Source organism: Lacinutrix sp. WUR7 (assembly GCF_016864015.1).
Lineage (GTDB): Bacteria > Bacteroidota > Bacteroidia > Flavobacteriales > Flavobacteriaceae > Oceanihabitans.
The window spans coordinates 3,089,005-3,115,496 of sequence record NZ_CP045067.1 but is presented as its reverse complement, the minus strand read 5'-3'; the positions used below and the strand labels follow the sequence as shown (position 1 = coordinate 3,115,496).

Sequence of the window (26,492 nt, the reverse complement as noted above, 5' to 3'; positions counted from 1 at the left end):
TTATTGAATATTACTTGGAGTTCCTTGATAATCACCTGGGAATAAAATATAATAACTATTTAAATATAATTCGTTTTGAATATGATAGTGATATTCTGCAACGTCTGTATGTTGTGTAGTACTTGTATGTCCGCCTGATGCATCTAAATCTGTAGGGTATGTTCCTGTTGCATCACATTTTCTTCCGTAAAGAAAAAATCCATCTGCAATAATACCAATTAAGTTATCATCATCTTCAGACCAAGCTTTTGTTTCTAAGTGATAATGGTAACTTTGTGGTCCTGTATGTGCAGCAGTGTAATCTAAAGATCCTACAGCATTATCTAAAGGAATGTTTGGCCCTTCTTCATCATTATAAATCATCGATCCACTAATCGCAATACCTATTGCTCCTAAACCTGTTGCAGTAGAACTAGATGCTAATTGCGGATTTGCAGAAACGGTTAACGAATACGTACCATTAAAATCATCAATATTCCCTGGAGCCATTTGATCTTGAGAAGTAACAGTTGGTTCTACCCATAAAGGATGATCTGCGTTTGAAACTGTTGTCATAGTATTTCCATCTGGCCCCGTAATGCTTCTTGATGTTGTATTAGACCAATAAGGAGATGTATGATTTGGCAAACCATTACTTTCTATTACCACATTTGTTCCGCTTAACATGATGGTTAAATTATTTGCATCGAAGTCTGCGAAAGCTTCGTGTAAAGTTGGCTGTACTTCGGCTTCTGAGTCTGAATCTGTATCATCAGAATCTGTGTTATTACTCACGTATCCATCAGGCTGTGTTGTCGATGAGATAGATTCGCTTGGATCTCCATAACCATCTCCATCTGCATCTAGGTACCAAGTAGTTTCTTCCTCTACTTCTTCTTCATCACTTGAACCATTATCATCACCGGAACAAGCCAAAATTGCTAAAGCTAGAAATAGCGATAAAAAGAAAAATTTAAATAAGTTTTTCATATTGTTTTTTTTAGTATTTAGTTTTTAGATGCTATAAATGGTAATAACTTGCGCAACTTTTATAATATTTTCTTTTTAATTTCCTCGACCTTGTGGTTTTCCTCCTTGTGGTCTTTGATTATTCCCTTTAGAAGCTTTTTCTAATTCTTCTATAGATTTATAAGTATCTTTATTTATATCTATTTTAGAAAAATCTTCTTTTAATGGTCCTTGTGTTTCAGTACTAGAAAGTTTACCATCTTTATTGGTATCCATTTTCGTGAAAATTTCTGAAATACTTGGACGTCCTCCTCCTTGTTGACTGTTTGGAGGTCCTCCTTGATTCTTATCTGAAGAAACTTCTCCCATAACGCATCTACCAACATAAGGAAACTCGTTAGTAACAAAATACATGTATTGACCATCTACTTCAATACCGTTACAGGTATCTAAATCTCCAAATCCATCTACATACTCGAAATCGGAACCAAAACTTCCATCATGATGTCCGCCAACAGCAATATCTAAATGTTCTTTCGGATTATCATAAGTACAATCTTCCCCTTCTCTATTTCCATCTAAAAGTGCAAAGCTGGGTTTATACTTGCCGCTTTTAGAGTAATATATCGGGAAACCATCATGAGCAAAACCAATATGTACTATATCTTCTCCAGTATCAAATTTCTCAATCATGGAAGTTGGCGTACCATGATAATGATACTCTCCAGTAGGTTGCACATGTGCATGGTTAAAATCTAAGCCAAGATCTATAATGTCTTGAATTGCTTCCACTCTATAATTTTCACCTGTTTCGCAAACCACAACTTCTGCTGTTTGTGGTTCAAACTTAATACCATTTAAAGCAATTCCTGGTTCGCGCATCCATTGTGATTTACCTGTATAAATAGGGTTTAATGGAAAAGTATAGGTTTTGTTTTTTGCTGAAATAGAATTTGGATTTCCTGGGTTTGGAAAGCTTCCTGTTTCATGATTTGGTAAAGAATTTGTCACCATAATTCGGGAGTCTTTTGTAATAGTAACTCTCGTTTTTGTTCCATAAGCTTCATCTTCTAAATCATAATTACCAAAATAATCATTGGTTATTTCTGAAGTATTATCACTTTCATGAGAATGGCTTTCTTGACCATCATGACTGTGTGAATTTGTATTACTTTTACATCCAATAAATACACTTATTAAAAGTATCGTAATTATTTTGTATTGCTTTCTCATAATTATAATTCACATTTAAATTTAATCTCTTCTTTTTCGTTTTGATTTTTTATCATCTTCATCCTCCGAATCACCAAAAAAGGCTTTCAGCTCTTCTTCATCTAATTCTGCATCCTTATTGGTATCTATCTCACTAAATTTTTCAGATAAATCGCGTTTTCCTTTTGCCGCAATCTCTAATTCATTTAACGTACCATCACCATTATCATCTACTTCTTTTATTATTTTTTTAGGCGAAACTTTTTTAGGTTTTCTATCGTTTAACGAAGCATCTAATTCTTCTAAATCTATTAGTTCGTCATCATTACTATCTATTACCTCAAAATCTTCAGAAATTTTTCCTCTTTTATCTTTGGCAGCTTCATCTTTATCTATAAAATTATCTTTATTGGTATCTAACTTTAATAAAATTTCGGAAGCTTCTGGTTTCCCGCCTTTTTGACCTCCTCTTCCTTGTCCGCCACCACGACCACCTCCACCACCACCTCCTGGAGGTCCTTGTGCAAAAAGGCTAAAACATAATAGCATGGAAAAAATAGTGATAGTTGTTTTTAAATTATTCTTTTTCATTTGTTTGGTGTTTCTTCTTTAGATGCATTATTGTTAAAAAACTTGTGCTTAATTCTCTAATTCTTTATTTAATTTAAAAGCTATTATTTGTGTTTTATCTCTTAAGTTATTAGCAATTGTTAGTTGACTTTCGGTTTGTATTAACCTGTCTACTAACACATTTTGATAGTCCCTACTATTTAATAATTTATTATAATCTGTTTGTTTAGAATACGGCTCGGTATTACTATATTTCACATTTCTAGTTAAAAGAATATCAATTAATGAAATATGGGATTCGATAACTGGTTGTAAACGATTAACAACGATGTTTCCAATTTTTAATTCTTGGTTTTCAAAATTGTTTAATTCATTTGGATACGAAGCAATTAAATCTCGCAACAAATCGCTTTCAATAAATTCGAATTTATTAGTACTACTAACCGAGTTTATTGCACCACTTTGCAGTTTGGTAACTTGATGATTTACATCAATAATACCTTCTTTTAATGCATCGGATAAATCATAGGATTTTGAACGTATGCATTGAATGGTATTTTGGATGGTTTGTACGTTATGAGCATACCTAACGATGGAAGAATCTAGTAAAACTAAATTAGCGTTTAACTCTTCATTTAAACTTTGGTATATTTTTAATTCTACAATTCTGTTTTTTCTAATTTCATTGATACTATTAATTTTCCATGCAATTAAAATACCTATCACAATCAATAAAATTTCTCCAAAAGCATATAGTAGGTAATTTTTAGTTTTACCTGAAGCGACTAATGTTCTTCTAATTTTTCTAAAAATCTTCATAGTTTCCTATTTTATACTTTTGATTAAATTCATTGTTGTTAAAAAGCATTATTACTTTTACTTGGTGAGGTCCTTCTATGCAAAGAACTATGGATCTACAGAAAATTAATTCCAATAATTGTCTTTATATCCTTAGTATTAAACATTCTCATCTAATTCTTGCACCAAAGTATATAAACCAAAATATTCCGCTCCATCTCCATGGTCTATATACACTTTATAAAAAGCTACGTGTACAGAATTAGAATACGTATCTGTATTTCCGTTTTCCTGTAATATCGATTTGTTATCAAAATTATTTTTAAGGTTTAAATTTTTAAAACCATAAAAGCGTTGCTTATCAATTTGTGGATACTCCTCTCCAAAAAAGTCGAAATCCAATTTAAAGGACAGCTTTAAAATACCATTTTGCCAACTACTTTGTAAACTGGAGTTTCCATTAAAACTCACGCCAACTCTATACCACTCCAAACCATTATAAAACACTTCTGAAGGAACAAAAATGGAACCTTCCTCTGTATCTGCAGATTCGGAATTTACTCCTACCCCAAACGCCCCATACGTTTCTGTCATATTATCCAACATACTTTGCCAACGTGATTCTGTAATAACAATTTCTAATTTCTTCACGGTATTGTTATCAAAAACTTCATCCATATTCGGATCTACTTCACTGCTATGTGTTGTTGTGGTCCAATCTATTGTTTCAAAATTGCTATCATCAAACTCTTCTGTTGTAGCCTCTATATCATCATCTGTACTACACGCTTGGAAAGTTAAAAGGAAACTACTACAGGTTAAAGACACTAAAAGAAAATGGATGCTTCTTTTTAATTTTTTCATTTTCTTCATATTTATTATTTTTCTAATTGTAAAAAAAGCTTCGCAATCACACGAAGCTTTAATTTCAATCAACTAATCACTCAAAAAACTATTCTTTATTTCTTTCCTCTTCCTTTAGGCTTTGGCGCATTTTTAAATTCTTCTTCTGAAATAAAACCATCTTCATCGGTATCAATTTTAGAAAAGTTTTCTTTTAAAGGCCCTTTAATTTCATCTTTAGAAAGTTTACCATCTTCGTTTGCATCCATCTTTTTTATTAGTTCACTAAAAGACGGTGGTGTTTTTTCTTGTCGGTTTTGCGACTGTGCAAAAGCGCTATTAGATATTAATACTACTATACCAAATGCTAAAACTGTTTTTTTAATTGTGCTACTTTTCATATCTAAAATATTTATTGTTATGTTCTTTTAGATGCCAACATATTTAATTCCTTGTGCTACATATTGTTAAATAAAAGCCAAAAAAAAAGCGCTTCATTTATGAAGCGCTTTTAGATAATATTCTATTAGAAATCGTTTGGAGGCGGAGGAGGTCTATGACCTTCTGGTCTTTCTGGTCTTTGGGATCTTGGAGGTCTTCCTCCTTCATCACCACCTCTACGAAGTGCATCCTTTATTATTTTCTTAAATTTTTCTTTTTGTTTTTCATCACATATATCATGAATACTATTAAAGTGATAATAAACTTCCTTTTCTAGATTTGCTTGTTCTTTTCCTATTAAACTTGTAATAGAGTCTATCGTTTTTTCATCTACCGAAGCATTAGAAATATTATTTAATAATGCATCTTTTAAATCTCTTAACGCGTTATTGCTATGCATCATATTTTCATGATGTGCAACATTTATAGTTTGTAACTTTTCCTGTTGCGCATCATTAAACTTTAATTCTTTTCTTAAAAAGCTCATGGGATCTTTACGTCCTTCAGCTTTATTATCATTAGATTTCCCCACGTAGTTAAACACAAAAAAACCATTTACAACAATTAAAAAAACAAGTAAAATATATAAAACAGTATTCTTTTTCATATTCTTAATTTAATAGCAATGTTTCTGTACTTGTAGATAAACCATAAGTTTCTGCAAATAGATTAACATTCTCTTCATATTTTGTTTCTTGAAACTTTGAGAAGGCTAGTACGTTTAAAGCAACAATACATATCAAAGTAGCTAGTTGTAATTTAGGTGAGAACCAAGACCAAGCAACTTTTTCTTCTTCTTGCTGAGAAAACAAACGCTGCATGGTTTTATCTTTAAAAAAAGGCGAAATAGTAACCTCTTCTATAGCATCAAAAGCTTTAAAGGTATTGTCTATTTTTTCTTGAATGTTATTATTTGTTTTCATATTTATTTAGATGCATAAATTTGTAAAAACTTGCGCTTATTTTTCATTTTTATAAAAATGTTCTAGAGACACTTGTAAATTCTTTTTAGCTCTAAACAATAGAGACTCAATAGAACTGATGCTTTTATCTGTAATCTCGCTTATTTCCTTATAACTTTTATCGTCTATTTTATTTAAAGTAAATACTATTCTTTGTGCTTCTGGTAATTGATTGATAGCGTAAAATAGGGTTTCACTCGTTTCCTTTTGTTCTAGAACAATTCCGGGATGATTTATCTCTGTAAAATAATTTGTTTTATCTATTGCAATATCATTTCCTGTTAAAGATTGCAAGAAAGCAAAACGTTTTTTTGTGTTCTTTTTTCTAATAAACTCTAGACATTTATTGGTTGTAATTCTATAAATCCAAGTAGATAATTTAGAATTTCCTTGAAATTTATGAATAGCATTAAAAACCTCTACAAAAACATCTTGTGCAATATCTTCCGCATCTTCTTTGTTAGGCACAAAAGAAATACAAGTAGCAAATACTTTTTGCTGAAAAAGATCCAAAAGCTTTCCGTAAGCAAATTGCTTTCCTTCTCTTAAATCATTAATAAAATCTTGTTCTTCCAAATATGTTATTTAACCCTGGTAAATTATAAAATAATTTATACTGTTTTTTGCTTTATTTTAATACCAAGTGCTTTTTCAATTTCTTGAATTCTTGAAACTTCGTTAGATAATACTAAGGCTATCGATTCTCCTTTTTTCCCTGCTCTTGCTGTTCTACCAGATCTATGTGTGTAATATTCTAAATGTTCTGGTAATTGGTAATGAATTACGAAACCTAGATTATTTACATCTATTCCTCTTGCCGAAACATCTGTAGATATTAATATTTGCACGCTAGTGTTTTTAAAAGCACGCATAACTTTTTCACGATCTCTTTGTTGCATATCCCCTTCTAAAGCTCCTACATTAAATCCTTCTTGCTGCAACTGATGCGTTAATGCTTGTGTTCCTGCTTTTGTTTTACAAAAAATTATTCCTCGTTCTTCCGTTCTTTCTTCTAAAACAGATACTAATATATTTATTTTATTTTGAATAGTCGTTTCAATAAAAGAATGGGAAATATTAGCATTTACTAGACTATTTCGGTTTATTTCTAATCGAACTGCATCTGGTTTAATATATCTTTTTACGATGTCTTTTAAACTTTCTGGCATAGTTGCAGAGAATAGCCATGTGTTTTTAGAAGCTTTAGTCGTTTTTAAAATAGTAGTTAAATCGTCTTTAAAACCCATACTTAGCATTTCATCTGCTTCGTCTAAGACTAAAGTTTCTACATTTTGTAAGTCAATAACTTCTCTATTAATAAGATCTACCAAACGTCCTGGAGTTGCTACAATAATATGAGTAGTACGTTTCAGATTTTTTATTTGAATATCTATTTTTTCGCCTCCATAAACACCTTCACAAAATATTTTAGTATCGTTATACTTGGTGAATTTAAAAAGTTGCTTTTTAATTTGCTGTACCAACTCTCTAGTTGGCGATAATATTAAAGCTTGTATTTCTGCTTTTTTAGGATTAATACGATGTAAAACTGGCAAACCATAGGCAGCAGTTTTCCCTGTACCTGTTTGGGCTAAACCTACTAAATCTGTTTTAGATTGTATTAAAATAGGAATTGCTTGTTCTTGAATTTCCGTAGGTGCTTTAATCCCTAATTCTTTTAAGGATTTCACGTAGTTTTTATGAATACCTAATTCTGAAAATGATGCCATAATGGGTTCTAATCTATTTTACTATTAATTGTACACAAATAAAACGAATATAATCTGAATATTCTTTCTACTACACGTTTTAATATTATTTAGACGAAAAACAAAATTCAACTTTTTAGGATTTCTAGCTCCTGAAAAAGGACACTAAAGCAAAAAACATCTTGTGTTTGATTCAAGATGTTTTCTATGTATTACAGTTTATGAAGTAGTCTTTTTATTTACAATCTAAAATATCTTTACCAAGAATAATATTTCTATGTGCAACAAACATATCTTCTTTTTTTTCTAATTTTAGAATGCTTTTATCTAGTCCTTTTTTCGTCAACCGTTTAATTCTATATTTCGTTAACAAAGGATCATTATCAAAATAAAAAGCGTTTAGTTCATAAGCTTCCTTACCTTCTTCTTTTATAACAGGACGAATAGATTTTACATGGCCACTTCTATGCACGGTTCCTGGAATAAAAGTGTAAAAAGCATACTTTCCATCTACATCTGTAGTTATAGAAGCACTATGATATATTTGTCGTTTATCCTTATCTTTTTTAATACTGTAATAACCATCTTCATCTGGTTGTGATATAGAAAGCGTTACATTATTGGCAGGCGTTATTCCGTCGGATTTAAAAATGGTTCCTACGATTTTAATTTTTTCCTCTTTTAACTGAAAATCAGGAACACTATCTGTATTTTTATTAAATTCCTTTATTTCCGAATTAGCATCCGAATAATTTTCTTGAAAATTAATGGCAAGTGCTATAGAATTATCTACAGAATCTTGTGCATGTAACGTTTGACAGGCTCCAAAAAAAAGGGTACAACAAAAAATAGTAACTAAGCTTTTCATAATATTTGACAGTTTCAACAGGTTAAAACTATAATATTCAGCGCAATAGCACACAAAAAATCTTATGAACTATAAAAATACACGATGAAAAGAATTTTTATTCAAAAAAATACGATGAAAGGAACACCAAATTTCGAGTATTTGGATTAAACGATGCCATTATACCTAGTTTATTGTATCCAGTTTTGGACTATAAAGCAAACAAAAGGAAAAAAGCGTAAATTTATATTTGTGTACATTCTTACTTATTTCTGAGCCATTTTTTTTCTTTTATTCCAGTGAAATAGACTCTATTTCTAGTTGAAAAAATTCTTTTGTTTTATTAGCAATTAGAAATGCAATTTCTTCCATGGACTTTCCAGAAAAATTTGGAATATCTAATGTGTTTCCTCTAAAACTAGGATAAAATTTTGATAACGGAATTTTAATGACCTCCCACTTTCCAGAAGTAGAAAAAGGAGCTATATAAGAATGACGCTGTTCTTGTTCTTCTTTAATTCGGAATTGATAGTCTTTACCATCTCCTTTAATTCGGAGTACTATATAGGTAAACTTGGAAACTTCTTTTTTAGTAAAAGTATATCGAACGGAAGCAAAACCACCATTGTTTTCTGTAGTCACATGACCTTTAAATAGCGCTTTTCCATCTGGTTTAATTTCTAAGGAACTTGAAGAAAATCCTCCCATGACACCATCATTAATAACATACCAATTATTGGTATCCTCTTTTGATTTAAAATCAAAAATATTGGATGTACTATCTGGATATACCATACTCAAAATTAAGAATAAATAAATAATTTTCATTTCCTTAGTAAAACTATTTTTCTATTCTATAATAACCACACTTTAAATATGCGCCTTCTGGGAAACCAACTGGATGATCTGTATCGTGTTCTGTTTTTAAAATAACCTTATAATTCCTGTTAGACTCTCGTAGTACTTGAGCATTAATATCGAAAAACGTTTGTGCAAGAATTCTACTAGAACAAGAGGCCAAAACAAGTAAACCGTTTGGTGCAGTAAGTTCTAAACCTAAAGTCGCCAATTGTGCATATTTCTTTTTTGCTAAATCTATTTCGCTTTGCTGTTTTGCAAAACTTGGTGGATCTATAACTACCACATCAAAAGTAGTTTTATCTTTTATTAATTGTTTCATTGCAGCAAAAGCATCTCCAGCAATGGTTTTATGTTTTCCGGAATAGGTATTTAATTTTCCGTTAGCAACCGCCATTTCTAGTGCTTGTTTACTAATATCTAAACTGGTAACCTCTTTTGCTTGATTTGCTAATGCATGTACCGAAAATCCGCCAGCATAACTAAAAACATCTAGCACCGTTTTACCACGACTCCATGCTCCTACTTGCTTTCGGTTTAATCTATGGTCTAAAAAATATCCTGTTTTATGTCCGTGAATTACATTGGCCGAAAATTGCACACCATGCTCCACAAACTGTACCACTTCCTTTTCTAAAACACCATAAACCACTTCTCCATCCTTTAAATCATGTGCTTTACTTTGCTCTAAACTTCTACTTAATCGTATAACAACAGTTTTACAATTGCTGGTGCTTATTAAGGATTCTAATATGTTTTGTAAATAGTTTAGCCATATTTCGGAATATATTTTCACCACTAAAACCGTCGCATATACATCTGCAATTAAACCAGGAAAACCATCATTCTCGCCAAAAAGCAATCGATAACTATTGGTGTTTGTTTTTAGTAAAGAACTTCTTTTGCTAAAAGCTTCCGCTATTTTCTGATTAAAAAAAGTAGCATCTATAGCAATTGGATCACCATGATGAATCATTTTTATTCGAATAGGTGACGCTAAATCGAATAATCCAAAACCAATAATTTTGTTTTTATTCTTTCCGAAAATAATTGCTAAATCTCCTGTTTGCGGATCTTTATTCGTTTTTATAATACTATCTGAAAAAACCCAAGGATGTTTTTGCATTACAGATCTCTCTCCATTTGCGTTAAGTTTAACAGCAATACGTTGACTAGTATTTGTAGTAGAAAAAGTTCTTGTAAAATGCATAAAAATATTTTTGCAAAAGTATGAAATATGCAGCTAGTGATTAGCAGTAATTTGTAATAGATTAAAAATTGTTAAATGTGTTAAATATAATTTTATCCAAGTCTAAAGATTCTGCTACGACGTATATACCATATAATTTTAAAAAACATAAAACATGAAAACTCTTTTAATTGCCTTTTTTACACTTGTGTCTTTTACTAGTATTCAAGACAAAAAAACGATTACCGCTACATTTGATGGAATAGAAAATGAAGCCTATTATTTTAGTGATAATGCAGATACAGCACATGTTTTTGATGCTATTACTGATGAAACAAGCAAGAAATTTGATTTGAAAAATGAAAAGTTTATTGGACAAAACTTTAAGATCACTTACTCTACAGAAACCATTTTGGATGAAATGGAAAACAAAATGGAAGTTCTAACCATTGAAGATTTAGAAATTCTTTCGGAATAAATATTTCACACAGACATCTAAAACACAGCCTTTTATTAGGCTGTGTTTTTTTATATAAATAAAAAATGAAGATGCAGATAAACCATATTAAGATTTTCTGCGTACATAAAGAAAACAATAACTATACATTTATTATGAAAAAAACATCCATATTACTACTTGTTGCAATAGTTTTAACCTCATGTGTTTCTAAAAAGAAATTTCTTGCTTTAGAAAACGAAAACGGACAAATTAAAAGTGAATTAACTAAAACGAAAGTAGCAAAGGAGGATCTTGAAGGTAAGTTTGCTGCTATACAAGAACGCGTAGATCAATACAATACTAAAATTAACACATTAGCTTCTTTAAATAGTTCTTTAAGCGAAGAGAATGATTCTAAAATGGAAAATGTTGCTGGTGTTGCAGTAATGTCTAACAACACAAAAACAAAGATGCGTGAAACTTTAACGAAAGTGGACCCTAATTTAGTCAGTCAGGCAAAAACTTTAAAAGATTCTATGGACTTGGCTGTTTCTTATAACTTGAAGAAAAGAATGAATACAACTTCTTTTGATGAAAGTGATGATATTGCAATTAGTATTGATGAAACTGTGGTTATGATTTCTATTTCAGATAAAATGTTATTTAATTCTGGAAGCTATAGAGTTAGCAATAAAGCAAATGATATTTTACAAAAAATAGCAGATGTGGTAAACTCAGAATCTAGTATAGATGTTATGGTAGAAGGCCATACAGATGCTAGAAGTATAAATACAGATAAATTACAAGACAATTGGGATTTAAGTGTGTTACGTGCAACGTCTGTTGTTAGAAAATTACAACAACAATATAACGTAGCTCCAGAAAAATTAATTGCTTCAGGACGCAGCAGCTACCAACCTTTAGTAGGAAATGACACTAGAGAAGATAGAGCTAGAAACAGAAGAACAAGAATAATTATTTTACCAAATATTGATAAGTTTTTTGCTTTAATGTCTGAAGATAATTAAACAGAATACCATTTTATAAATAAAAAAAAACGCATCCTTTTAGGTTGCGTTTTTTTGTGTATCTGTTTGTTAATTATTTATAAAACAGGTGCTTCTATAAGGTTTCCATACCTATCAAATGTTACAACATTTCCATAAATATCTAGTTCAATAATTGGTTTCCCTAATTTTTCAATCTCCCGTATTTGTGTTTTCCTATCTCCTACAATTACGTAAATCATTTCTTCTTCGTTTAAATAATTTCTAATAGTGATTTTATAATCGTCTAAAGTCATGTTTACCAATTCCTCTTGTTCGTCTACAACATAGGTACTTGGTTTATTGTATTTACTTATGTTTCTTAAAACAGATAATTGCGCTCCCAAACTCTCAAAAGCTCTAGTATTTCCTTTTAGAATTTTATTTTTAGTTAATGCTACTTCATTATCTGTAAAACTTGCTTGGTAATTGGTTAGCATCTCTTTAATAATTTCTAAAGATTTTAAGGTTGCATTTGCTCTAACACTAGATCGAACTGTAAAAGGTGCTACTTCATTACTTTTTGAAAAACCAGAGTATGCGCCATAGGTATATCCTTTTTCTATTCGTAAGGTTTGAAATAATCTACCACTAGAACCACCTCCTAAAATTTCGTTTGCAAATTCTAACTTATTCGCATTTTTATCTTTTGCAGAAATAGCCAACTTACCTATTTGTAACACCGATTGTTTTGCATCGGGAACATCAATAAAGTAGATATTTCCTTTGTTATTATTAATTGGTAAATTATAATGCGGAACTGCTATTTTATAGCCACTCCAGGTATTTAACACACTAACTACACCTTCTGTTTGTTCTTTGGTTAATGCTCCTGCAATATGAAAATTAGCCTCTTTAGGCGAAAGGTTATTATAATAGGATTTTAAATCTTTCATAGTAATCCCTTGCGTGCTTTCTAGCGTTCCAGCACCTAGTGTACCAAAACGATGATTATGACCATAAATTAATTTGTTAAAAATATTAGATGCAATAGCGTTTGGATTGGCCTCCCGTCCTTTTAAACTAGTTTCTAAAGCTAATTTTAAACGCTCAAATTCTTTTTCATCCCAACGTGGTTCCAATATCATTTCTTTTACCAAAGCCATGGTGCCTTCAAAATTCTTAGTCAAACAAGAACCTGTGATATGAAAATCTTCTTTTCCGCTATACATATTTATAGAAGCTCCTAATAAACCAATAGCTTCTTCTAATTCTGCAGGAGTTTTTGTCGCTGTGCCTTCCTTCATTAAATCGCTTAACAAACTTGATACACCTTCTTTTCCAATTGGATCTAGTAACTGTCCGCCAGGAATAGTAATATCAAACTGTACTAGAGGTACTTCGTTATTTTCTATTCCGTATAAACTTAATCCGTTTTCAAGGCTGCTTGTCCAAATGGTTGGCGCTTTAAACAATGGTAACTCACCAAATTCAGGCTCACTTCTATCTTGTTTTGTTTCTGTTTTTTCATAAACCGCTTCGGCACCTTGACCAACTTCTTCATTAGCTACATTATATCGTACTCGTTCTAGCCAAACGGTTGCTATTTTTGCATCTGTTACCGCTAGGTCTAATTGTCCTTTTGGTACCACGCTGGTCATTATATAGTTTTTGTCTTTAATGTATTCATTGTAAACACGCATAACATCTTCAGCGGTTACCGCTTCCGTTAATTTCGCACTTTCTACAATAAATCCTGGATCTCCTTTAAACTCATTGTCTTGTACTAATTGAAATGCTTTGTTTAAAACAGTACTTACCCCTTGGTATAAATTGGTTTCCAATTCTGCTTTAATTCGTTTTAAATCATTTTCATTAACGCCATTCGTTTCAAATTTGGTTAAACCTTCTTCAATTGCGGTTTTTACATCATCTAAATCTGTTCCTGCATTTGCGCGAACTCTAAAAATAAATTCTCCTGCGATTTCATTACTCGCTTGGTAGGTACCAATATTTGGTGCTAGTTTTTGTTCTTCTACTATTACATTATACAATGGAGCACTTTTACTTCCGCTAAGAAGTTGTCCAAGAATTTCTAATGCGTAAACGTCTTGGTGATATTCTTCCACTGTTGGAATGACCATTCGCAATTCTGGAAGCTTCGCAAAGTTATCTTCAAAATACAAAGATTTTATTTCTTCTAATACAACAGGTTCTGCTTGTAATTGCGGTACTTCTGGTCCGCTAGGTATTTCACCAAACCATTTTTCTACAAGTGCTTTCGTTTCTTCAATATTAATATCTCCAGCAATCACTAAAGAAGCATTACTTGCACCGTAATACTGATGGTAAAAGGCTTTCACATCGTCTATGGTTGCTGCTTGTAAATCGGGTAAAGCACCAATAACCGTCCAACTATATGGGTGTCCTTCTGGATACAAGTTTTTTCTAATAATTTCATCGGTATAGCCATAAGCCGCGTTATCAACACGTTGGCGTTTTTCGTTTTTCACTACTTGTTTTTCACGTTCTAATGCTTCTTTGGTTACGGTATTAATCATGTAACCAAAACGATCGGAATCAATCCACAGAATTTTTTCAAAAGCATCTTTCGGTACTACTTCATAGTACACGGTACCATCACTCCAAGTTCCACCATTTCTGCTTCCACCCCATTCTGGAATCATTTTTCGGTTTGCTCCAACAGGAACATTTTCCGAATCATTAAAACTCATGTGTTCAAAAAAGTGAGCGAATCCGGTTTTTCCTGGTTTTTCACGATTAGATCCAACATGCATCATCGTGGCTACTGCAACTATAGGATCACTATGATCTTCGTGAAGGATAACTTCTAGACCATTATCTAAAACAAATTTTTCATAATCTATTTTAAATTCAGCTGTCGTTTGAGAAATTGGTTCTGGTTCTTTTTTACAAGAAATACTTATAAGTGCAAACAGCACTAGGGTTAGTGAAGATGATTTCATTTTTAATTGGTTTGATTAATAGCCTTTAAATTTAATAACTTGATTTTTAAAGATACGTTAAAACAATTAATATCTTTGCAGACTTAAAATAGAATCTATGTTTTCCTTAAAAAATATTTTTCGTTTAGTCGCTTTACTTGAAGGTGTTTCTTACTTATTATTAATGGCTGCTGCAATATATAAACGCATGCCAAATGGTAATGATTACTTTGTTAAGCTATTAGGAATGCCTCATGGTTTGCTATTTGTGGCTTATATTGTTCTAGCAATTTTGTTTGGAATGGAACACAAATGGAATAAGAAAACCATGTTTATTGTGCTCATTGCATCTATTCTACCTTTTGCTACTTTTTATGTCGAAGAGAAATATCTAAAAAATATTTAGTAATATAGCATATTAAATATACTTTAAAATGCTAAAAGAACTCCCTCGTTTTCTTGCTATCACCTTTGTATTGCTAGTTATGTCTAGTTGCAAAAAGGAAGAATCTATAAAGATTAATGAAAGCAACAAAGCGCCTCAAGCCCTATTAGAAAACGAATTTATTGTTAGAGGAACCACTTTTAACACCAATTTAAATACGGCTTATATTTATAAAATAGAAAGCGATACACTTACTTTAATGGATACTATTTCTATTAAAGAAAAGGCTTTTACTTTTAAAGGCACATCCAATCAACCTGAATTTTATGCCATTAAGGTAGACGAAAGTGATGTTATGTATAAATTTTTAGTCGATGCTTCGGAAATAAATATGTTTTTAAATACAAACTTATTTCTTTCTTCCACTTCTTCTAACTCGGAGACACAAAAGGTGTATTCGGATTATAAATCTAAAATGGATGCTTTCGATTATAAAGAGCGTGAATTATTTTTAAAGTATAAATCTCCGCAAACCGCTAGCAAGAGAACTTCGATTTTAAATACTGATTTAGAAAATTTGCAAATCGAAAAAATAACTTTTGTTATGCAATTTATCGAAGCGAATAACAACTCGCAATTTACTCCTTTTGTATTGCAAGAAAATTACCATAGCTTTTCTACAGAAAATTTAAGAAAACTTCACGATACATTAACAAATGCTATTAAAAACCTACCATCGATTAAGTTAATACATAATGATATTGTTAGTCTTGAAGAAAAAGAAGCGCAACAAAGTATAAAAAACACCGAATATAGACCTATGGCGTATACGTTAAGTGGTCCAAATACAAACGGACAAACGATATCTTTAGCATCGTTAAAAGGAAAAGTTGTTCTTGTCGATTTTTGGGCTAGTTGGTGTGCTCCTTGCAGAACTACAAATCCAAATCTAGTGCGATTGCACAATAAATACAAAGATAAAGGCTTAGTAATTTTAAGTGTCAGTGAAGATAAAGGCGAACCAGAATGGTTAGGTGCAATTCAAGCAGATAACTTAACTTGGAATACACATATTTTAGATAATAATAAAACGATAGCTTTTAGATATGGTGTTTCATCGATACCTCATAAAATGCTTGTAGATAAACAAGGAAGGATTGCAAGTGGTAAAATCTCTGGTATCACTTTAGAAAACAGAATAAAAGAATTACTTACGGAATAAACCTATTGTATTACTAATTTTTTAGTAATTGTATTTCCTTCTGTTATAATAGTTGCTATATATAAACCCGAACTTAAACTAGATACATTTAAACTGTTTTCGCCAAGCGTAATTTCTTTTTCAAATAGAAACTGACCACGAACGTTATATAAAACTAATTTTGCAGTAGGAACATTTAAACTAACATTGACTACTGTTGTAGCAGGATTAGGATACATTCTAAAATCTACATCAATAACTTCTTGTGAAGATAAAGTTTGACATTCTCCCTCATCTGCAACAAAATTACAAGAGCTTCCTACTTCCCAATTGTTTAAATAACTAGCAGAAGTATCGTCTACAAAAATACAAGTTAAACTTGGGTTGTCTGTTACTAAAAACTGACTTATACGATGGTTATTTCCATTTCTAATATCAATATTATTTAGTACGTTATTCGCTGCATTAATATATTTCACATCAGGATTATTAGAAATATCTAAACTTTGAATTTGATTATTTTGTACATACAGTAAAAACAAATCTTCAATATTAGTTAACTCGATACTAGTAATATTGTTATTATTACAAAGTATGCGCTTTAAATCATTGTTATCACTTAAATCTAAAGCATTTAAATTGTTATTAGAACAACTTAAATAACGTAAAGAAGCATTACTGGAAACATCAATAACACTTAAGCTATTATTATCACAGGATAAGGTTTTTAAAGCTGTATTTGCTGAAACATCTAATGTATTTAAGTTGTTTTCTGAAATAAATAAATCCTCCAAATTTAAATTACTTGTAAGATTTATACTAGAAAGATTATTAAAGTAACATCTTAAGTCTTTTAAATTACCATTTGCAGATACGTCTAAAACACTAATATTATTAAGACTGCAATACAGGTTTTCTAATTGAGAATTATTGCTAACATCTAAAGTGTTTAAATTATTATTACTAATATAAACACCTCTTAAAGCTTGATTTGAAGCTAGATTTAATGTCGTTAAATTATTGTTATCTGCATCTAATACCTCTAAATATGGATTAAAACATAAATCTAATGTTGTTAAATGATTATTATTAACAAACAAATATTTTAAATTTTTAAAAGCTTCTATTCCAGAAAGGTCATGCACACCTATATTACCTATAAACAAAGTAGCTACAGATGCAGCATCACTATTTAATATATTACCATTTAAACCGTTGGTATCTATATTTAATGAAATAAGAGCCTGCTCAAAAGTTGAGTCAGGAATTGAAGTTGTCTGAGAATGTAGGTTTGTACTATTTAATAAAATAAACGCAAAAAACAAATGGAGCTTTAAATTAAAAAAATAGGAAAACACTACATTGCGAAAAGTGATTAATAGCATATCTTTCTTTCTTAACGTATTGATAGTGTTGCACTAACAATTATTAAGCGCAATATGGTAACTAAAACTGAAACTTCCTCTTATTATCGTTATTCTGTTTCTTTACTCGTTTAATTACTAATCACTTAACCTATCTCCTACAAATTCCACTTTTGTTTTATTATGTGGCAATGCATTTCCATTTTTATCTAAATTTACCATTACTATTTTTTCTATAGTAATAATAGTTTCTCTTGTCATCATATTTCGAACTTCGCAACGCACTGTTAATGAAGATCTTCCAAACTTTACTGCATCTATCCCTATTTCAATAATATCCCCTTGTCTAGCAGAGCTTTTAAAGTCTATCTCTGTAATAAATTTGGTGACAATTTGTTGGTTTTCTAATTGCACCACTGCATAAAGTGCAGCCTCTTCATCTATCCATTCTAAAAGTCTACCACCAAACAAGGTTCCGTTTGGGTTTAAATCTTCTGGTTTTATCCATTTTCTTGTATGAAATCTCATATATTATAACCGTTTTTATTGCAAATCTTGATTTGTTTTTTTTAAGATTGCCATTAAATTAATTGTTTCATTTTTTAATAAAATATTTAGCAAGCAAAGCAGATACTATTTCAATATTTTGATGAATAAAAAAATAAAATTCTTTTGCACCTTGGTCGTTCCTTATTTTTAATCTTTCAATCTAATCATCTATTCCAGTATACTACTATTTATGATAAACACCAATATAGTATAAAAAAGTACTGTTTTTATTGAAAAACTTTAGGTAAAGATACCAAAATATAGCTTGTTAATAAACTAGTTAACAAGTAAAAATACGATGTTATTTTAGGGATTATAAAATCTCTAATTTTAATAAAAACTTATAGACATGAATACTAGAGACTTAAATTTAAAGCAAGCACGTCCAGAAATTGCTTCCATAATTATTAGGGATGATATGACTACCGACGAACGTTTTCAAAATCTTGTACTTAGACCAATAGCAAAATTACAAGTTCCTTTATTTATTGAAGTTTTTAAAAATTATGCTAAAAAGCATAAGAACGTTTTTTACGAGTTATCTATTGAAAAACGCATCTGTTATATTGAAAATGCGTTACAAAAAGATATGAAGCTTAGAAACGCTTTAAAAGGAATGATGATTGGTTTATTCACTACAGAAGAATATCTTATTTATATAAAAAACTCTTCCGCTTTAAACAAACGTATGATGTCTATTGTAAAAGCCCAATTAATTGGTAATATTCAACTTCTAGACAAAGCAGAATTACTCGCTGCTGTCTAAGCATAAATGCTATAATTATCTATCTTTTAAATTCTATTAAACTTAATAATTAGACTAATTTTGCGCTGTAATTAAATTTTAAATTTAATTACAGTGTGCATGGTTTGATGCGCCAAACTCCTCATTAGTAAATTTAAATAAAATGCTTAAAAAAATTGTAAAGCGCATGTTAATAACCATCCTTAGTATTATTGGTCTTTTAGTAATAATCTATTTCTTATTTACTACGTACTACCCTAGTTTTGGAGGAGACATTACTAAAAAACAACAACTCGTTTATAAAAAATCGGAACAGTTTAATAACGGAAAATTCGTCAATACCAAAGCGGTACCAAAAGACTTAAGTTTTTCGGAAACGATTCAATTAGCCTATACTTTTTTCACCACCAAAGTTCCAAACGGAAGACCTAAAGAAAATTTAAAAGCGAATAAAATAGATTCTATTAATGTGGCCGATTATAAAGGAGAAGCTAGAATGATTTGGTTTGGACATTCGTCTTTTTTATTACAAATAGATGGTAAAAATATTTTATTAGATCCCATGTTTGGAAAAGTGGCTGCTCCGCATACCCTACTTGGTGGCAATCGATTTAATGAAGAATTCCCTTTAGATATTGAAAAACTGCCACAAATTGATGCTGTACTATTTTCGCATGACCATTACGATCATTTGGATTATGAAACCATATTAAAAATAAAAGACAAAACGCAACGCTTTTATGTGCCATTAGGAGTTGGTGCACATTTAAAAGCATGGCATGTTTCCCCAGAGATCATTACCGAATTAGATTGGTGGGAAGAAACAAAATTAGATGCATTAACTTTTGTTTGTACTCCAGCACAGCATTTTTCGGGAAGAAAATTTAATAATTCACAAAGTACCTTATGGAGTTCTTGGGTGATACAATCTGAAACAGAAAACATTTACTTTAGTGGCGATAGTGGTTATGCACCTCATTTCACCCAAATTGGTAAAAAATATGGTCCTTTTGATCTTGCTTTAATGGAATGTGGACAATACAATGAAATGTGGCCAGATATACACATGATGCCGGAAGAAACTGCGCAAGCAGGAATAGATGTGAAAGCTAAAAAAATCATGGCTATTCATTGGGCTGGTTTTAAATTGGCTTTGCACGATTGGACAGATCCTATTGAACGTTTAAAAAACAAAGCTGCGACACTAAACCTAGAAGTTATTACTCCCGAAATTGGAGAAGTAATTAAAGTCAAAGACACTATAAATAATTACACCAATTGGTGGGACAATTATTAAACAAAACAACCAAGCCCAATCCCTATATTAACGACACGCCATTTAAATCTGTAGTCAACACATCACTCATATAGTCAAAATATGGTCTAATGGCTGTAAATGCTTTATCCACATCGTTTAAAAAGTCTGGAGAAGTCACTTCTTTATCCGTATATTTTTTGGTAAAAATAAATTGTTTTTTCTTGATTAAATCGATGGCTTTGTGCTCTTTATCAAAGTTTCGCGGTGCTGTTTTTACTTCATCTCCAACAAGTTCTCCCCAAATTTCTTTAAAATTTTTATTGTTTATTATTTCTCTGATTTCGGAATCGTCTTGTTCAAATTCTTTTCTAATTCGCAATAAATCTTCTTTGTTTGGTTCCCAGAATCCGGTAGCAATAAAACTTTCATTATTTGGCTGAATGTGTAAATAATAACCTCCTCTTAAATGTGGCTTTACTCTACTAAAAGAACCTCCAAAATGAGTTTTATAAGGTAGTTTGTTTTTAGAAAAACGCACGTCACGATAAATACGAAACATCTTCATTTTATCCATTTCATCATGTGTATTAAGCATGTTAAATAACTGATTATAAACTTGCTTTACCTCTGCTTCTATTTCTTTAAATTCTTTCTTGTTTTCGTTAAACCATTCTCGATTGTTATTTTTTTCTAATCGTTTAAAAAAGTCGAAGGTTTCTCTTGGTATTGTTTCATTCATAATACAAATATTAAATAAGCTTAAAAATACAAAAAGCCTCGAAAAAATCGAGGCTTTTATGCTATTAATCTATAGTCGGTTTAATTAAAAATAACTATCGCCTAACGTAAAATCTACTTCGTAATTTTAAACTCCTGGGTAATCAATCCATCACTTTCACCATCATAATATTCGATAACAAAAGTTTTGTCTTTATCAAAGTATCCAACTCCTGTGTATTCCTCTGTAGTAACAATATAACTCCTATTTCTATCGGAATATCTAGCATTACCAAAAGGTGTTTTTTTATCGCCATTTTTTACAGAAACAATAAATCCTTTTTCATCTGGAATAAACGCATAGTCCACGTCATTAAATTTGTAGTAAGTAACTTTTGTTTTGGTATCATATTGCGGATCTTTATCATTATCGACCATTACCGTTTTTGTTACTTTTACTGGTGTGTCGATTCGATATCCGTTAAGTTTATATCTATCTTTTGGATCGATTTTCACCTCTTGCTTTTGTACTGTATTTACTTTTACTTTCTTTTCAATAAGTTTTCCATCTTCTTTGACTTTTACTGTTTTTACAGTAGTTTCATCTAAAACATCAACCGGATTGTTTTGCGCATAAATACCTGTACACATTAATAAACTAAATATATATATTAAATTTTTCATTTTTATTTTTAAATTTTAATGGTTAAACTTTATTGGATATTCTTCAGAAATATTACTCCACTTTATCTTCTATTTCCTCTTTAATATCTTCCATTTCATCACCTACATCATCTGCAGCATCTTCAATGGCATCACCTGTATTTTCTACAGCTTCTTCTATTTTTTCTGTTGGCGTTTTCTTTTCTTCTCTACAGCTTGTAAATACTGTTGAAATGGAAAATAAAAGTACCAATACTATTATTATTTTTTTCATGATTTTATGGTTTTGATAGTTATTAATTTTGGTTTTTATACTTTTCTTATTACATCTCTAATAAGAGATAGAATAAATAATACTATAAATACAAAGAATAGTATTTTGGCTATTCCAGCAGAAGCTCCTGCAATACCGCTAAAGCCTAATACTCCAGCAATAAATGCAATTATTATGAATGTGATTGTCCAACGTAACATATCTTTAAGGTTTTAAAATTTTAATGTAATAGACTATACTTTGTGTATTCTAAGTATACTCCAACTCTAGTTATTAGAGAATTCTTCCTGAAGTGTTCCTGATTTCTGCAATGCTAATTTATTGTCAAATTGCAATGTTCTAATAGGAAAAGGAATATTGATGTTTTCTTTATCGTAAGCCTTTCTGATTTCTATAATGGCTTTACTTTTAGATTTAAGTCTTTCTAATGCATTTTCAGAGTCTATCCAGAATCTACATAGATAGTTAATAGAACTTCCGCCAAATTCTGTGTAATAAAATTCTACTTCATTAGCTTCCTTTACCTGGCTAAACGTATTGGCAATGGTTTGTTTGGTAAGCGATTCTACTAAATCTAAATCAGACTCATAACCAACACCACACTCCAACATGACACGCATTCTGGTAGTCAGCGAATAATTTTTTAAAGGTTTTTCTAATATGTCTTTATTAGGAATAATAACTAAATTGTTATCTGCTTCCTTTATAACAAATCCTTTTAGGTTAATATCCATTACTTCCCCAGAAAAACCATTGGTTTCTACCCAGTTTCCTATCTGTATTTTTTTTCTAAAGGATAAGATAATACCTGCAATAGTGTTAGATAATGTGCCTTGTAAAGCTAAACCAACAACAAGACCTATTACTCCTGCTCCAGTAATTAGCGTAGTTAATGTTTTACTTAAATTTAAAATGCCTAAGGCTACAAATATTCCTGTAGACACCACTATTACTGTTGCAATTCTAGCAACTATGTTTGTGATAGATTTTTGTTCTACTTTTTTGGATACTAGTTTTATCACTAGCTTATTCACATATTTTGCGGTAAAATACGATGCAAAAAGTACGGTAATTGCAATTGCTAAATTTGGTAAAATTTCGATAAAAGCATTTAGCCAACCTTGTAATTTTTCTGTTAGTAAATTAAAAGCGGTTTCTAATTGTGTTTTCATTTTTCAATAAGTTTTAAGTGTTTCTATACATTGATTTTGTTTTAGTAACTACTAAAAACTTAATCAACGGTAACACTCTGTAACTTATCGGAAGTCTTTTTGGTCCAAGCATCTAACATCCAGCTTGCTTTTTCTAAATCTCGTATGTAAGCACCAATAAGATCTATGGTACCTTCGTCTGAAGCTTCTTCTGCTTTATGAATAACTTTAGACATTTGCGCTAGTATTATTTTATGATCTTTAATAATTTCGGAAACCATATAGGTATCCGATTTTAAGGATTTAGCTTCTTCAACAGCTGAAATTTTCAAATAATTGCTGTATTTACTCATTGGATGAAATCTTAACGTAAGAATACGTTCTGCTATTTCATCAATCTTTAGTTGTGCATCTTTGTATAGTTCTTCAAATTTATTGTGAAGATCAAAGAAGTTTTCTCCTAAAATATTCCAGTGAAAATTTCTTAGTTTTTGGTAATAAATGTGGTAATCTGCAAGTAGTGTATTTAGTTCTACAACTACAGGTAATAATTTCTCATCTTGCATATTCAAATAACTCATAATTATATTTTGATTTTAATGTTTTAAACAGTTTGTTTTGTTCGAACACTATATAAACTATGCGAAATCTCACTTTTGTCAAGTCCTTTAACAGGTTTTAACTGTTTTAAGATTTTTTTAACATAAATTATGTTAAAGCCACTTCTTTTTTCTAAAATAAATTAACATAATTATGAGTATAACAATCATTACTGCCCAAACTATATAATAGCCATACGGATTAGAAAGCTCTGGCATATTGGTAAAATTCATGCCATAAATTCCTGCAATAAATGTTAGCGGAATAAATATAGTTGCTATAATAGTTAGCACTTTCATGACCTCGTTCATCTTATTACTAATGTTGGTCATGTAGAGATCCATAAGTCCCCAAATCATTTCACGATACAAGTCGATACTTTCGTTTACTTGTATCATGTGATCATATAAATTACGAAGATAGTTTTTGGTTTTATCTTCTATAAAATCGATTTCCGATTTTTCCAATTTGTTTACTACTTCACGAAACGGAAAAACGGTTCTTCGTATTTTTAGTATTTCACGCTTTTGGTTTTGAATGCTTGTAGTGGTTGTATTAGAGCTAGATTCTTGAATAAAAAGGGTTTCTTCTAAATCTTCAATCTTATCCCCTTCGGCTTCAATAACCGTAAAGTAATTATCTACCACAGCATCTAAAATGGTGTACATTAAATAATCAGCTTTGGCATTTCGTACTCTTCCTTTGGCATTTCTAATTCTATCTCTTAAATCATCAAACACATCACCATCTGCTTCTTGAAAAGTAAGTACATAGTTTTCTCCAATAACCATACTCATGTGCTCGTAAACTATTTCATCTTCGGTTTTAAAGTGTAGCATTTTAAAAACAATAAAAAGGTAACCTTCATACTCTTCTAATTTAGCTCTTTGGTTTGTAGTCACAATATCTTCAAGAACTAAAGGATGTAGATTATAATGCTGACCTAATTTTTCAATTTCGGCAGTATTGTTTAAACCATTAATATTAATCCAAGTAACATGTTCCTGCCCTTTAAAATGAAAAGCATCTTCTACATTATTAGAAATTCTAAAGTCACAAGCATCTTTATTATAATTTACAATATCAATTTTAGTTTCAATAGATTGTTTTTCACCTACGTAAGAAACAGTTCCAGGAACTGAATTTACCGTTTTATACGTTTTTTTACGCTTAGTTGTTTTGCGGTTTTTTTGAGCCATGTAGTTTTTAATTACTATAAAAATACTAAAGTTTATTCAAATTCTATGTTATTTAATACTAATCCCGAAGCTGGAGCAATATAGTCCATCACTTCTGTACTTTCTGGTAGTAATGTTGCCCTAATATAATCTAAAGTAATTTCTCCTCTTCCTAATTTTATAAGTGCTCCCATCATTAATCTAATTTGATTTCTACCAAATCCTTTTCCTTTTACACGAAGCATGTATGTTTTTTCTGGGAAGAAATTCGCACTAAAAACGGTATTCTCAACCAACTCACAAGTACTAACTTCTCTAGTGTATAAACCTTCGTTTGTCGCTTTATAACAGTAGGTTTTAAAGTTATGCGTGCCCTGAAATAGGGTTGCTCCTTCTTCCATTGCTGCAATATCTAAATCCTCTAAAATAGTAGTTAAAATTGGCGCACAAAAAGGATGGCATTTTTCTCCGTATGTAAAAAGGTATAAATATTCTTTTGTTTTAGAATGCTGAATAATATTGAATTCCGCATCAACTTCTTCTATAGATAATGCGCGAATATCTTGAGGTAAGTTATGGTTAAAGAGTGCTAGAAAAGCTTCTTGATCTTCAATAGGTTCATATAAAAAAAGCTCAAAAGCCGAAGCATTAGCAGACACCATAGCATCTGTTCTACCAGAAGCTAAGGTTTTAAAACGCTTGCCTTCTAAAATGTAATTAAAAGTTCTGTCAATCATTAAATGCACTGTTTTCAATTTTGGCTGTTTTTGCCAACCATGAAAACGATAGCCTAGATATTGTACTTTGACTAGATAATAGTAACGTTTGTTAAACATATTTTAAGAATCTCTTTAAGCCGGCAAGTAACCTATTTTATTACATCTAACAAAATTTTATAAAGGATATGATATTTATAGAAACGCACCAATCTTTAAAGCAGAGGCTTTTTTAATGGAATTATTTTTCTCTAGTTTTTAAAACCGAAACTACATCTTCTAATTTATAACCTTTCGCTTGCAGCAACATTAAATAATGAAATAGTAAATCGGCACTTTCACTTAAAAATAAATCGTCGTTGTTATCCATAGCTTCAATAACCACTTCTACAGCTTCCTCTCCTACTTTTTGAGCCACTTTATTAATACCTGAAGCAAATAAGGAAGCTACATACGATTTTTCAGAATCTCCAGCTTGCACTCTGCTTTCAATAGTGTTTTCTAATTTAGAAATAAAACCGTAGCTTTCTTTATTCTCTTCACTCCAACAGGTATCTGTTCCTTTATGACAGGTTGGTCCAACTGGGTTTACTTGAATTAGTAAAGTGTCATTATCACAATCTAATTTATAATCTACTAGGTTTAGAAAATTACCACTTTCTTCTCCTTTGGTCCAAAGTCGTTTTTTTGTTCTGCTAAAAAAAGTAACCTTTTTTGTATCTTTTGTTTTACTGAAGGCTTCCGCATTCATATACCCTAACATCAATACTTTATTGGTGGTTGCATCTTGAATGATTGCAGGTACTAATCCGTCGTTATTTTTATTGAAATCTATATTCATAATTCAATTTTTGTCTGGTCGAGCGCAGTCGAGACCTTAATGTTTTACTCAAAACCTCCCGACTACGCTCGAAGTAACAGCA

General features: G+C 30.8%; 31 protein-coding genes. 6 read left to right on the top strand and 25 right to left on the bottom strand.

Annotation, left to right across the window (positions count from 1 at the left end; genetic code table 11):
- The 13 genes from FG167_RS13700 to FG167_RS13640 form a co-directional block, all read right to left on the bottom strand.
- Positions 1 to 969: a YHYH protein gene (locus FG167_RS13700; protein ID WP_203458797.1), complete on the bottom strand. Its 969-nt coding sequence runs from the start codon at positions 967 to 969 to the stop codon at positions 1 to 3.
- Between the two features lie 75 nt (positions 970 to 1,044).
- A complete protein-coding gene (locus tag FG167_RS13695) occupies positions 1,045 to 2,181 on the bottom strand; it encodes a YHYH protein (RefSeq protein ID WP_203458796.1) in 1,137 nt (378 codons plus the stop codon).
- A 21-nt stretch (positions 2,182 to 2,202) separates the two neighbouring features.
- A complete protein-coding gene (locus FG167_RS13690; RefSeq protein WP_203458795.1) occupies positions 2,203 to 2,751 on the bottom strand; it encodes a hypothetical protein in 549 nt (182 codons plus the stop codon).
- Between the two features lie 48 nt (positions 2,752 to 2,799).
- On the bottom strand, positions 2,800 to 3,549 hold the full coding sequence (locus FG167_RS13685) for a hypothetical protein (RefSeq protein WP_203458794.1): 750 nt from the start codon (positions 3,547 to 3,549) through the stop codon (positions 2,800 to 2,802).
- Positions 3,550 to 3,687: 138 nt separating this feature from the next.
- Entirely contained in the window at positions 3,688 to 4,392 is a 705-nt protein-coding gene (locus FG167_RS13680) for a CotH kinase family protein (RefSeq protein ID WP_203458793.1), read from the bottom strand.
- Between the two features lie 95 nt (positions 4,393 to 4,487).
- Positions 4,488 to 4,772 carry an EF-hand domain-containing protein gene (locus FG167_RS13675; protein WP_203458792.1) on the bottom strand — a complete coding sequence of 95 codons (285 nt, stop codon included), beginning with the start codon at positions 4,770 to 4,772 and terminating at the stop codon, positions 4,488 to 4,490.
- 125 nt (positions 4,773 to 4,897) lie between these two features.
- On the bottom strand, positions 4,898 to 5,419 hold the full coding sequence (locus FG167_RS13670; protein ID WP_203458791.1) for a Spy/CpxP family protein refolding chaperone: 522 nt from the start codon (positions 5,417 to 5,419) through the stop codon (positions 4,898 to 4,900).
- Between the two features lie 4 nt (positions 5,420 to 5,423).
- Positions 5,424 to 5,735: a hypothetical protein gene (locus FG167_RS13665; RefSeq protein ID WP_203458790.1), complete on the bottom strand. Its 312-nt coding sequence runs from the start codon at positions 5,733 to 5,735 to the stop codon at positions 5,424 to 5,426.
- Positions 5,736 to 5,771: 36 nt separating this feature from the next.
- Positions 5,772 to 6,350 carry an RNA polymerase sigma factor gene (locus FG167_RS13660; RefSeq protein WP_203458789.1) on the bottom strand — a complete coding sequence of 193 codons (579 nt, stop codon included), beginning with the start codon at positions 6,348 to 6,350 and terminating at the stop codon, positions 5,772 to 5,774.
- A gap of 35 nt (positions 6,351 to 6,385) precedes the next feature.
- A complete protein-coding gene (locus tag FG167_RS13655) occupies positions 6,386 to 7,504 on the bottom strand; it encodes a DEAD/DEAH box helicase (RefSeq protein ID WP_203458788.1) in 1,119 nt (372 codons plus the stop codon).
- Between the two features lie 214 nt (positions 7,505 to 7,718).
- Entirely contained in the window at positions 7,719 to 8,351 is a 633-nt protein-coding gene (locus tag FG167_RS13650) for a hypothetical protein (protein WP_203458787.1), read from the bottom strand.
- Between the two features lie 270 nt (positions 8,352 to 8,621).
- The gene (locus tag FG167_RS13645; protein WP_239004395.1) at positions 8,622 to 9,158 is read right to left on the bottom strand and encodes a CIA30 family protein; all 537 of its coding nucleotides are present in this window, start codon (positions 9,156 to 9,158) and stop codon (positions 8,622 to 8,624) included.
- Positions 9,159 to 9,171: 13 nt separating this feature from the next.
- On the bottom strand, positions 9,172 to 10,398 hold the full coding sequence (locus FG167_RS13640; RefSeq protein WP_203458786.1) for a class I SAM-dependent rRNA methyltransferase: 1,227 nt from the start codon (positions 10,396 to 10,398) through the stop codon (positions 9,172 to 9,174).
- A gap of 154 nt (positions 10,399 to 10,552) precedes the next feature.
- Between FG167_RS13640 and FG167_RS13635 the strand changes: the two genes are divergently transcribed.
- The gene (locus tag FG167_RS13635) at positions 10,553 to 10,855 is read left to right on the top strand and encodes a hypothetical protein (protein ID WP_203458785.1); all 303 of its coding nucleotides are present in this window, start codon (positions 10,553 to 10,555) and stop codon (positions 10,853 to 10,855) included.
- A gap of 134 nt (positions 10,856 to 10,989) precedes the next feature.
- On the top strand, positions 10,990 to 11,844 hold the full coding sequence (locus tag FG167_RS13630) for an OmpA family protein (protein ID WP_203458784.1): 855 nt from the start codon (positions 10,990 to 10,992) through the stop codon (positions 11,842 to 11,844).
- Between the two features lie 77 nt (positions 11,845 to 11,921).
- Here the strand turns inward: FG167_RS13630 and FG167_RS13625 are convergent, their stop codons facing one another.
- Positions 11,922 to 14,789, bottom strand: a complete 2,868-nt coding sequence (locus FG167_RS13625) for a pitrilysin family protein (RefSeq protein WP_203458783.1) — start codon at positions 14,787 to 14,789, stop codon at positions 11,922 to 11,924.
- Between the two features lie 97 nt (positions 14,790 to 14,886).
- Here FG167_RS13625 and FG167_RS13620 point away from each other — a divergent pair, with 97 nt between their 5' ends.
- Positions 14,887 to 15,174 (top strand): DUF3817 domain-containing protein, encoded by a 288-nt coding sequence (locus FG167_RS13620; RefSeq protein ID WP_203458782.1) that lies wholly within the window; start codon positions 14,887 to 14,889, stop codon positions 15,172 to 15,174.
- Between the two features lie 28 nt (positions 15,175 to 15,202).
- Positions 15,203 to 16,375, top strand: coding sequence for a TlpA disulfide reductase family protein (locus FG167_RS13615; RefSeq protein WP_203458781.1), 1,173 nt, complete (start codon positions 15,203 to 15,205; stop codon positions 16,373 to 16,375).
- A 2-nt stretch (positions 16,376 to 16,377) separates the two neighbouring features.
- Here FG167_RS13615 and FG167_RS13610 read toward each other — a convergent pair whose 3' ends face one another.
- Together FG167_RS13610 and FG167_RS13605 are read right to left on the bottom strand one after the other, a co-directional pair.
- Positions 16,378 to 17,679, bottom strand: a complete 1,302-nt coding sequence (locus tag FG167_RS13610; protein WP_203458780.1) for a T9SS type A sorting domain-containing protein — start codon at positions 17,677 to 17,679, stop codon at positions 16,378 to 16,380.
- A gap of 177 nt (positions 17,680 to 17,856) precedes the next feature.
- Entirely contained in the window at positions 17,857 to 18,246 is a 390-nt protein-coding gene (locus FG167_RS13605; RefSeq protein WP_203458779.1) for an acyl-CoA thioesterase, read from the bottom strand.
- Positions 18,247 to 18,616: 370 nt separating this feature from the next.
- Between FG167_RS13605 and FG167_RS13600 the strand changes: the two genes are divergently transcribed.
- Positions 18,617 to 19,033, top strand: a complete 417-nt coding sequence (locus FG167_RS13600; RefSeq protein ID WP_203458778.1) for a glyoxalase — start codon at positions 18,617 to 18,619, stop codon at positions 19,031 to 19,033.
- A gap of 142 nt (positions 19,034 to 19,175) precedes the next feature.
- Positions 19,176 to 20,309 carry an MBL fold metallo-hydrolase gene (locus FG167_RS13595; protein ID WP_203458777.1) on the top strand — a complete coding sequence of 378 codons (1,134 nt, stop codon included), beginning with the start codon at positions 19,176 to 19,178 and terminating at the stop codon, positions 20,307 to 20,309.
- Between the two features lie 22 nt (positions 20,310 to 20,331).
- Here FG167_RS13595 and FG167_RS13590 read toward each other — a convergent pair whose 3' ends face one another.
- The 9 genes from FG167_RS13590 to hisIE form a co-directional block, all read right to left on the bottom strand.
- The gene (locus FG167_RS13590; RefSeq protein ID WP_203458776.1) at positions 20,332 to 21,009 is read right to left on the bottom strand and encodes a DUF2461 domain-containing protein; all 678 of its coding nucleotides are present in this window, start codon (positions 21,007 to 21,009) and stop codon (positions 20,332 to 20,334) included.
- A gap of 113 nt (positions 21,010 to 21,122) precedes the next feature.
- Positions 21,123 to 21,671, bottom strand: coding sequence for a hypothetical protein (locus tag FG167_RS13585; protein ID WP_203458775.1), 549 nt, complete (start codon positions 21,669 to 21,671; stop codon positions 21,123 to 21,125).
- 52 nt (positions 21,672 to 21,723) lie between these two features.
- Positions 21,724 to 21,924 carry a hypothetical protein gene (locus FG167_RS13580; protein WP_203458774.1) on the bottom strand — a complete coding sequence of 67 codons (201 nt, stop codon included), beginning with the start codon at positions 21,922 to 21,924 and terminating at the stop codon, positions 21,724 to 21,726.
- Between the two features lie 35 nt (positions 21,925 to 21,959).
- The gene (locus tag FG167_RS13575; protein ID WP_083478323.1) at positions 21,960 to 22,124 is read right to left on the bottom strand and encodes a DUF1328 domain-containing protein; all 165 of its coding nucleotides are present in this window, start codon (positions 22,122 to 22,124) and stop codon (positions 21,960 to 21,962) included.
- A 66-nt stretch (positions 22,125 to 22,190) separates the two neighbouring features.
- A complete protein-coding gene (locus tag FG167_RS13570; RefSeq protein ID WP_203458773.1) occupies positions 22,191 to 23,096 on the bottom strand; it encodes a mechanosensitive ion channel family protein in 906 nt (301 codons plus the stop codon).
- A gap of 59 nt (positions 23,097 to 23,155) precedes the next feature.
- Positions 23,156 to 23,656 (bottom strand): Dps family protein, encoded by a 501-nt coding sequence (locus tag FG167_RS13565; RefSeq protein WP_203458772.1) that lies wholly within the window; start codon positions 23,654 to 23,656, stop codon positions 23,156 to 23,158.
- Between the two features lie 132 nt (positions 23,657 to 23,788).
- A complete protein-coding gene (corA, locus tag FG167_RS13560) occupies positions 23,789 to 24,874 on the bottom strand; it encodes a magnesium/cobalt transporter CorA (protein WP_203458771.1) in 1,086 nt (361 codons plus the stop codon).
- 32 nt (positions 24,875 to 24,906) lie between these two features.
- Entirely contained in the window at positions 24,907 to 25,689 is a 783-nt protein-coding gene (locus FG167_RS13555; RefSeq protein ID WP_055444777.1) for a tRNA pseudouridine(38-40) synthase TruA, read from the bottom strand.
- A 121-nt stretch (positions 25,690 to 25,810) separates the two neighbouring features.
- Complete coding sequence (gene hisIE, locus FG167_RS13550) at positions 25,811 to 26,410, bottom strand: bifunctional phosphoribosyl-AMP cyclohydrolase/phosphoribosyl-ATP diphosphatase HisIE (RefSeq protein WP_203458770.1); 600 nt, start codon at positions 26,408 to 26,410, stop codon at positions 25,811 to 25,813.
- Positions 26,411 to 26,492: the final 82 nt, after the last annotated feature.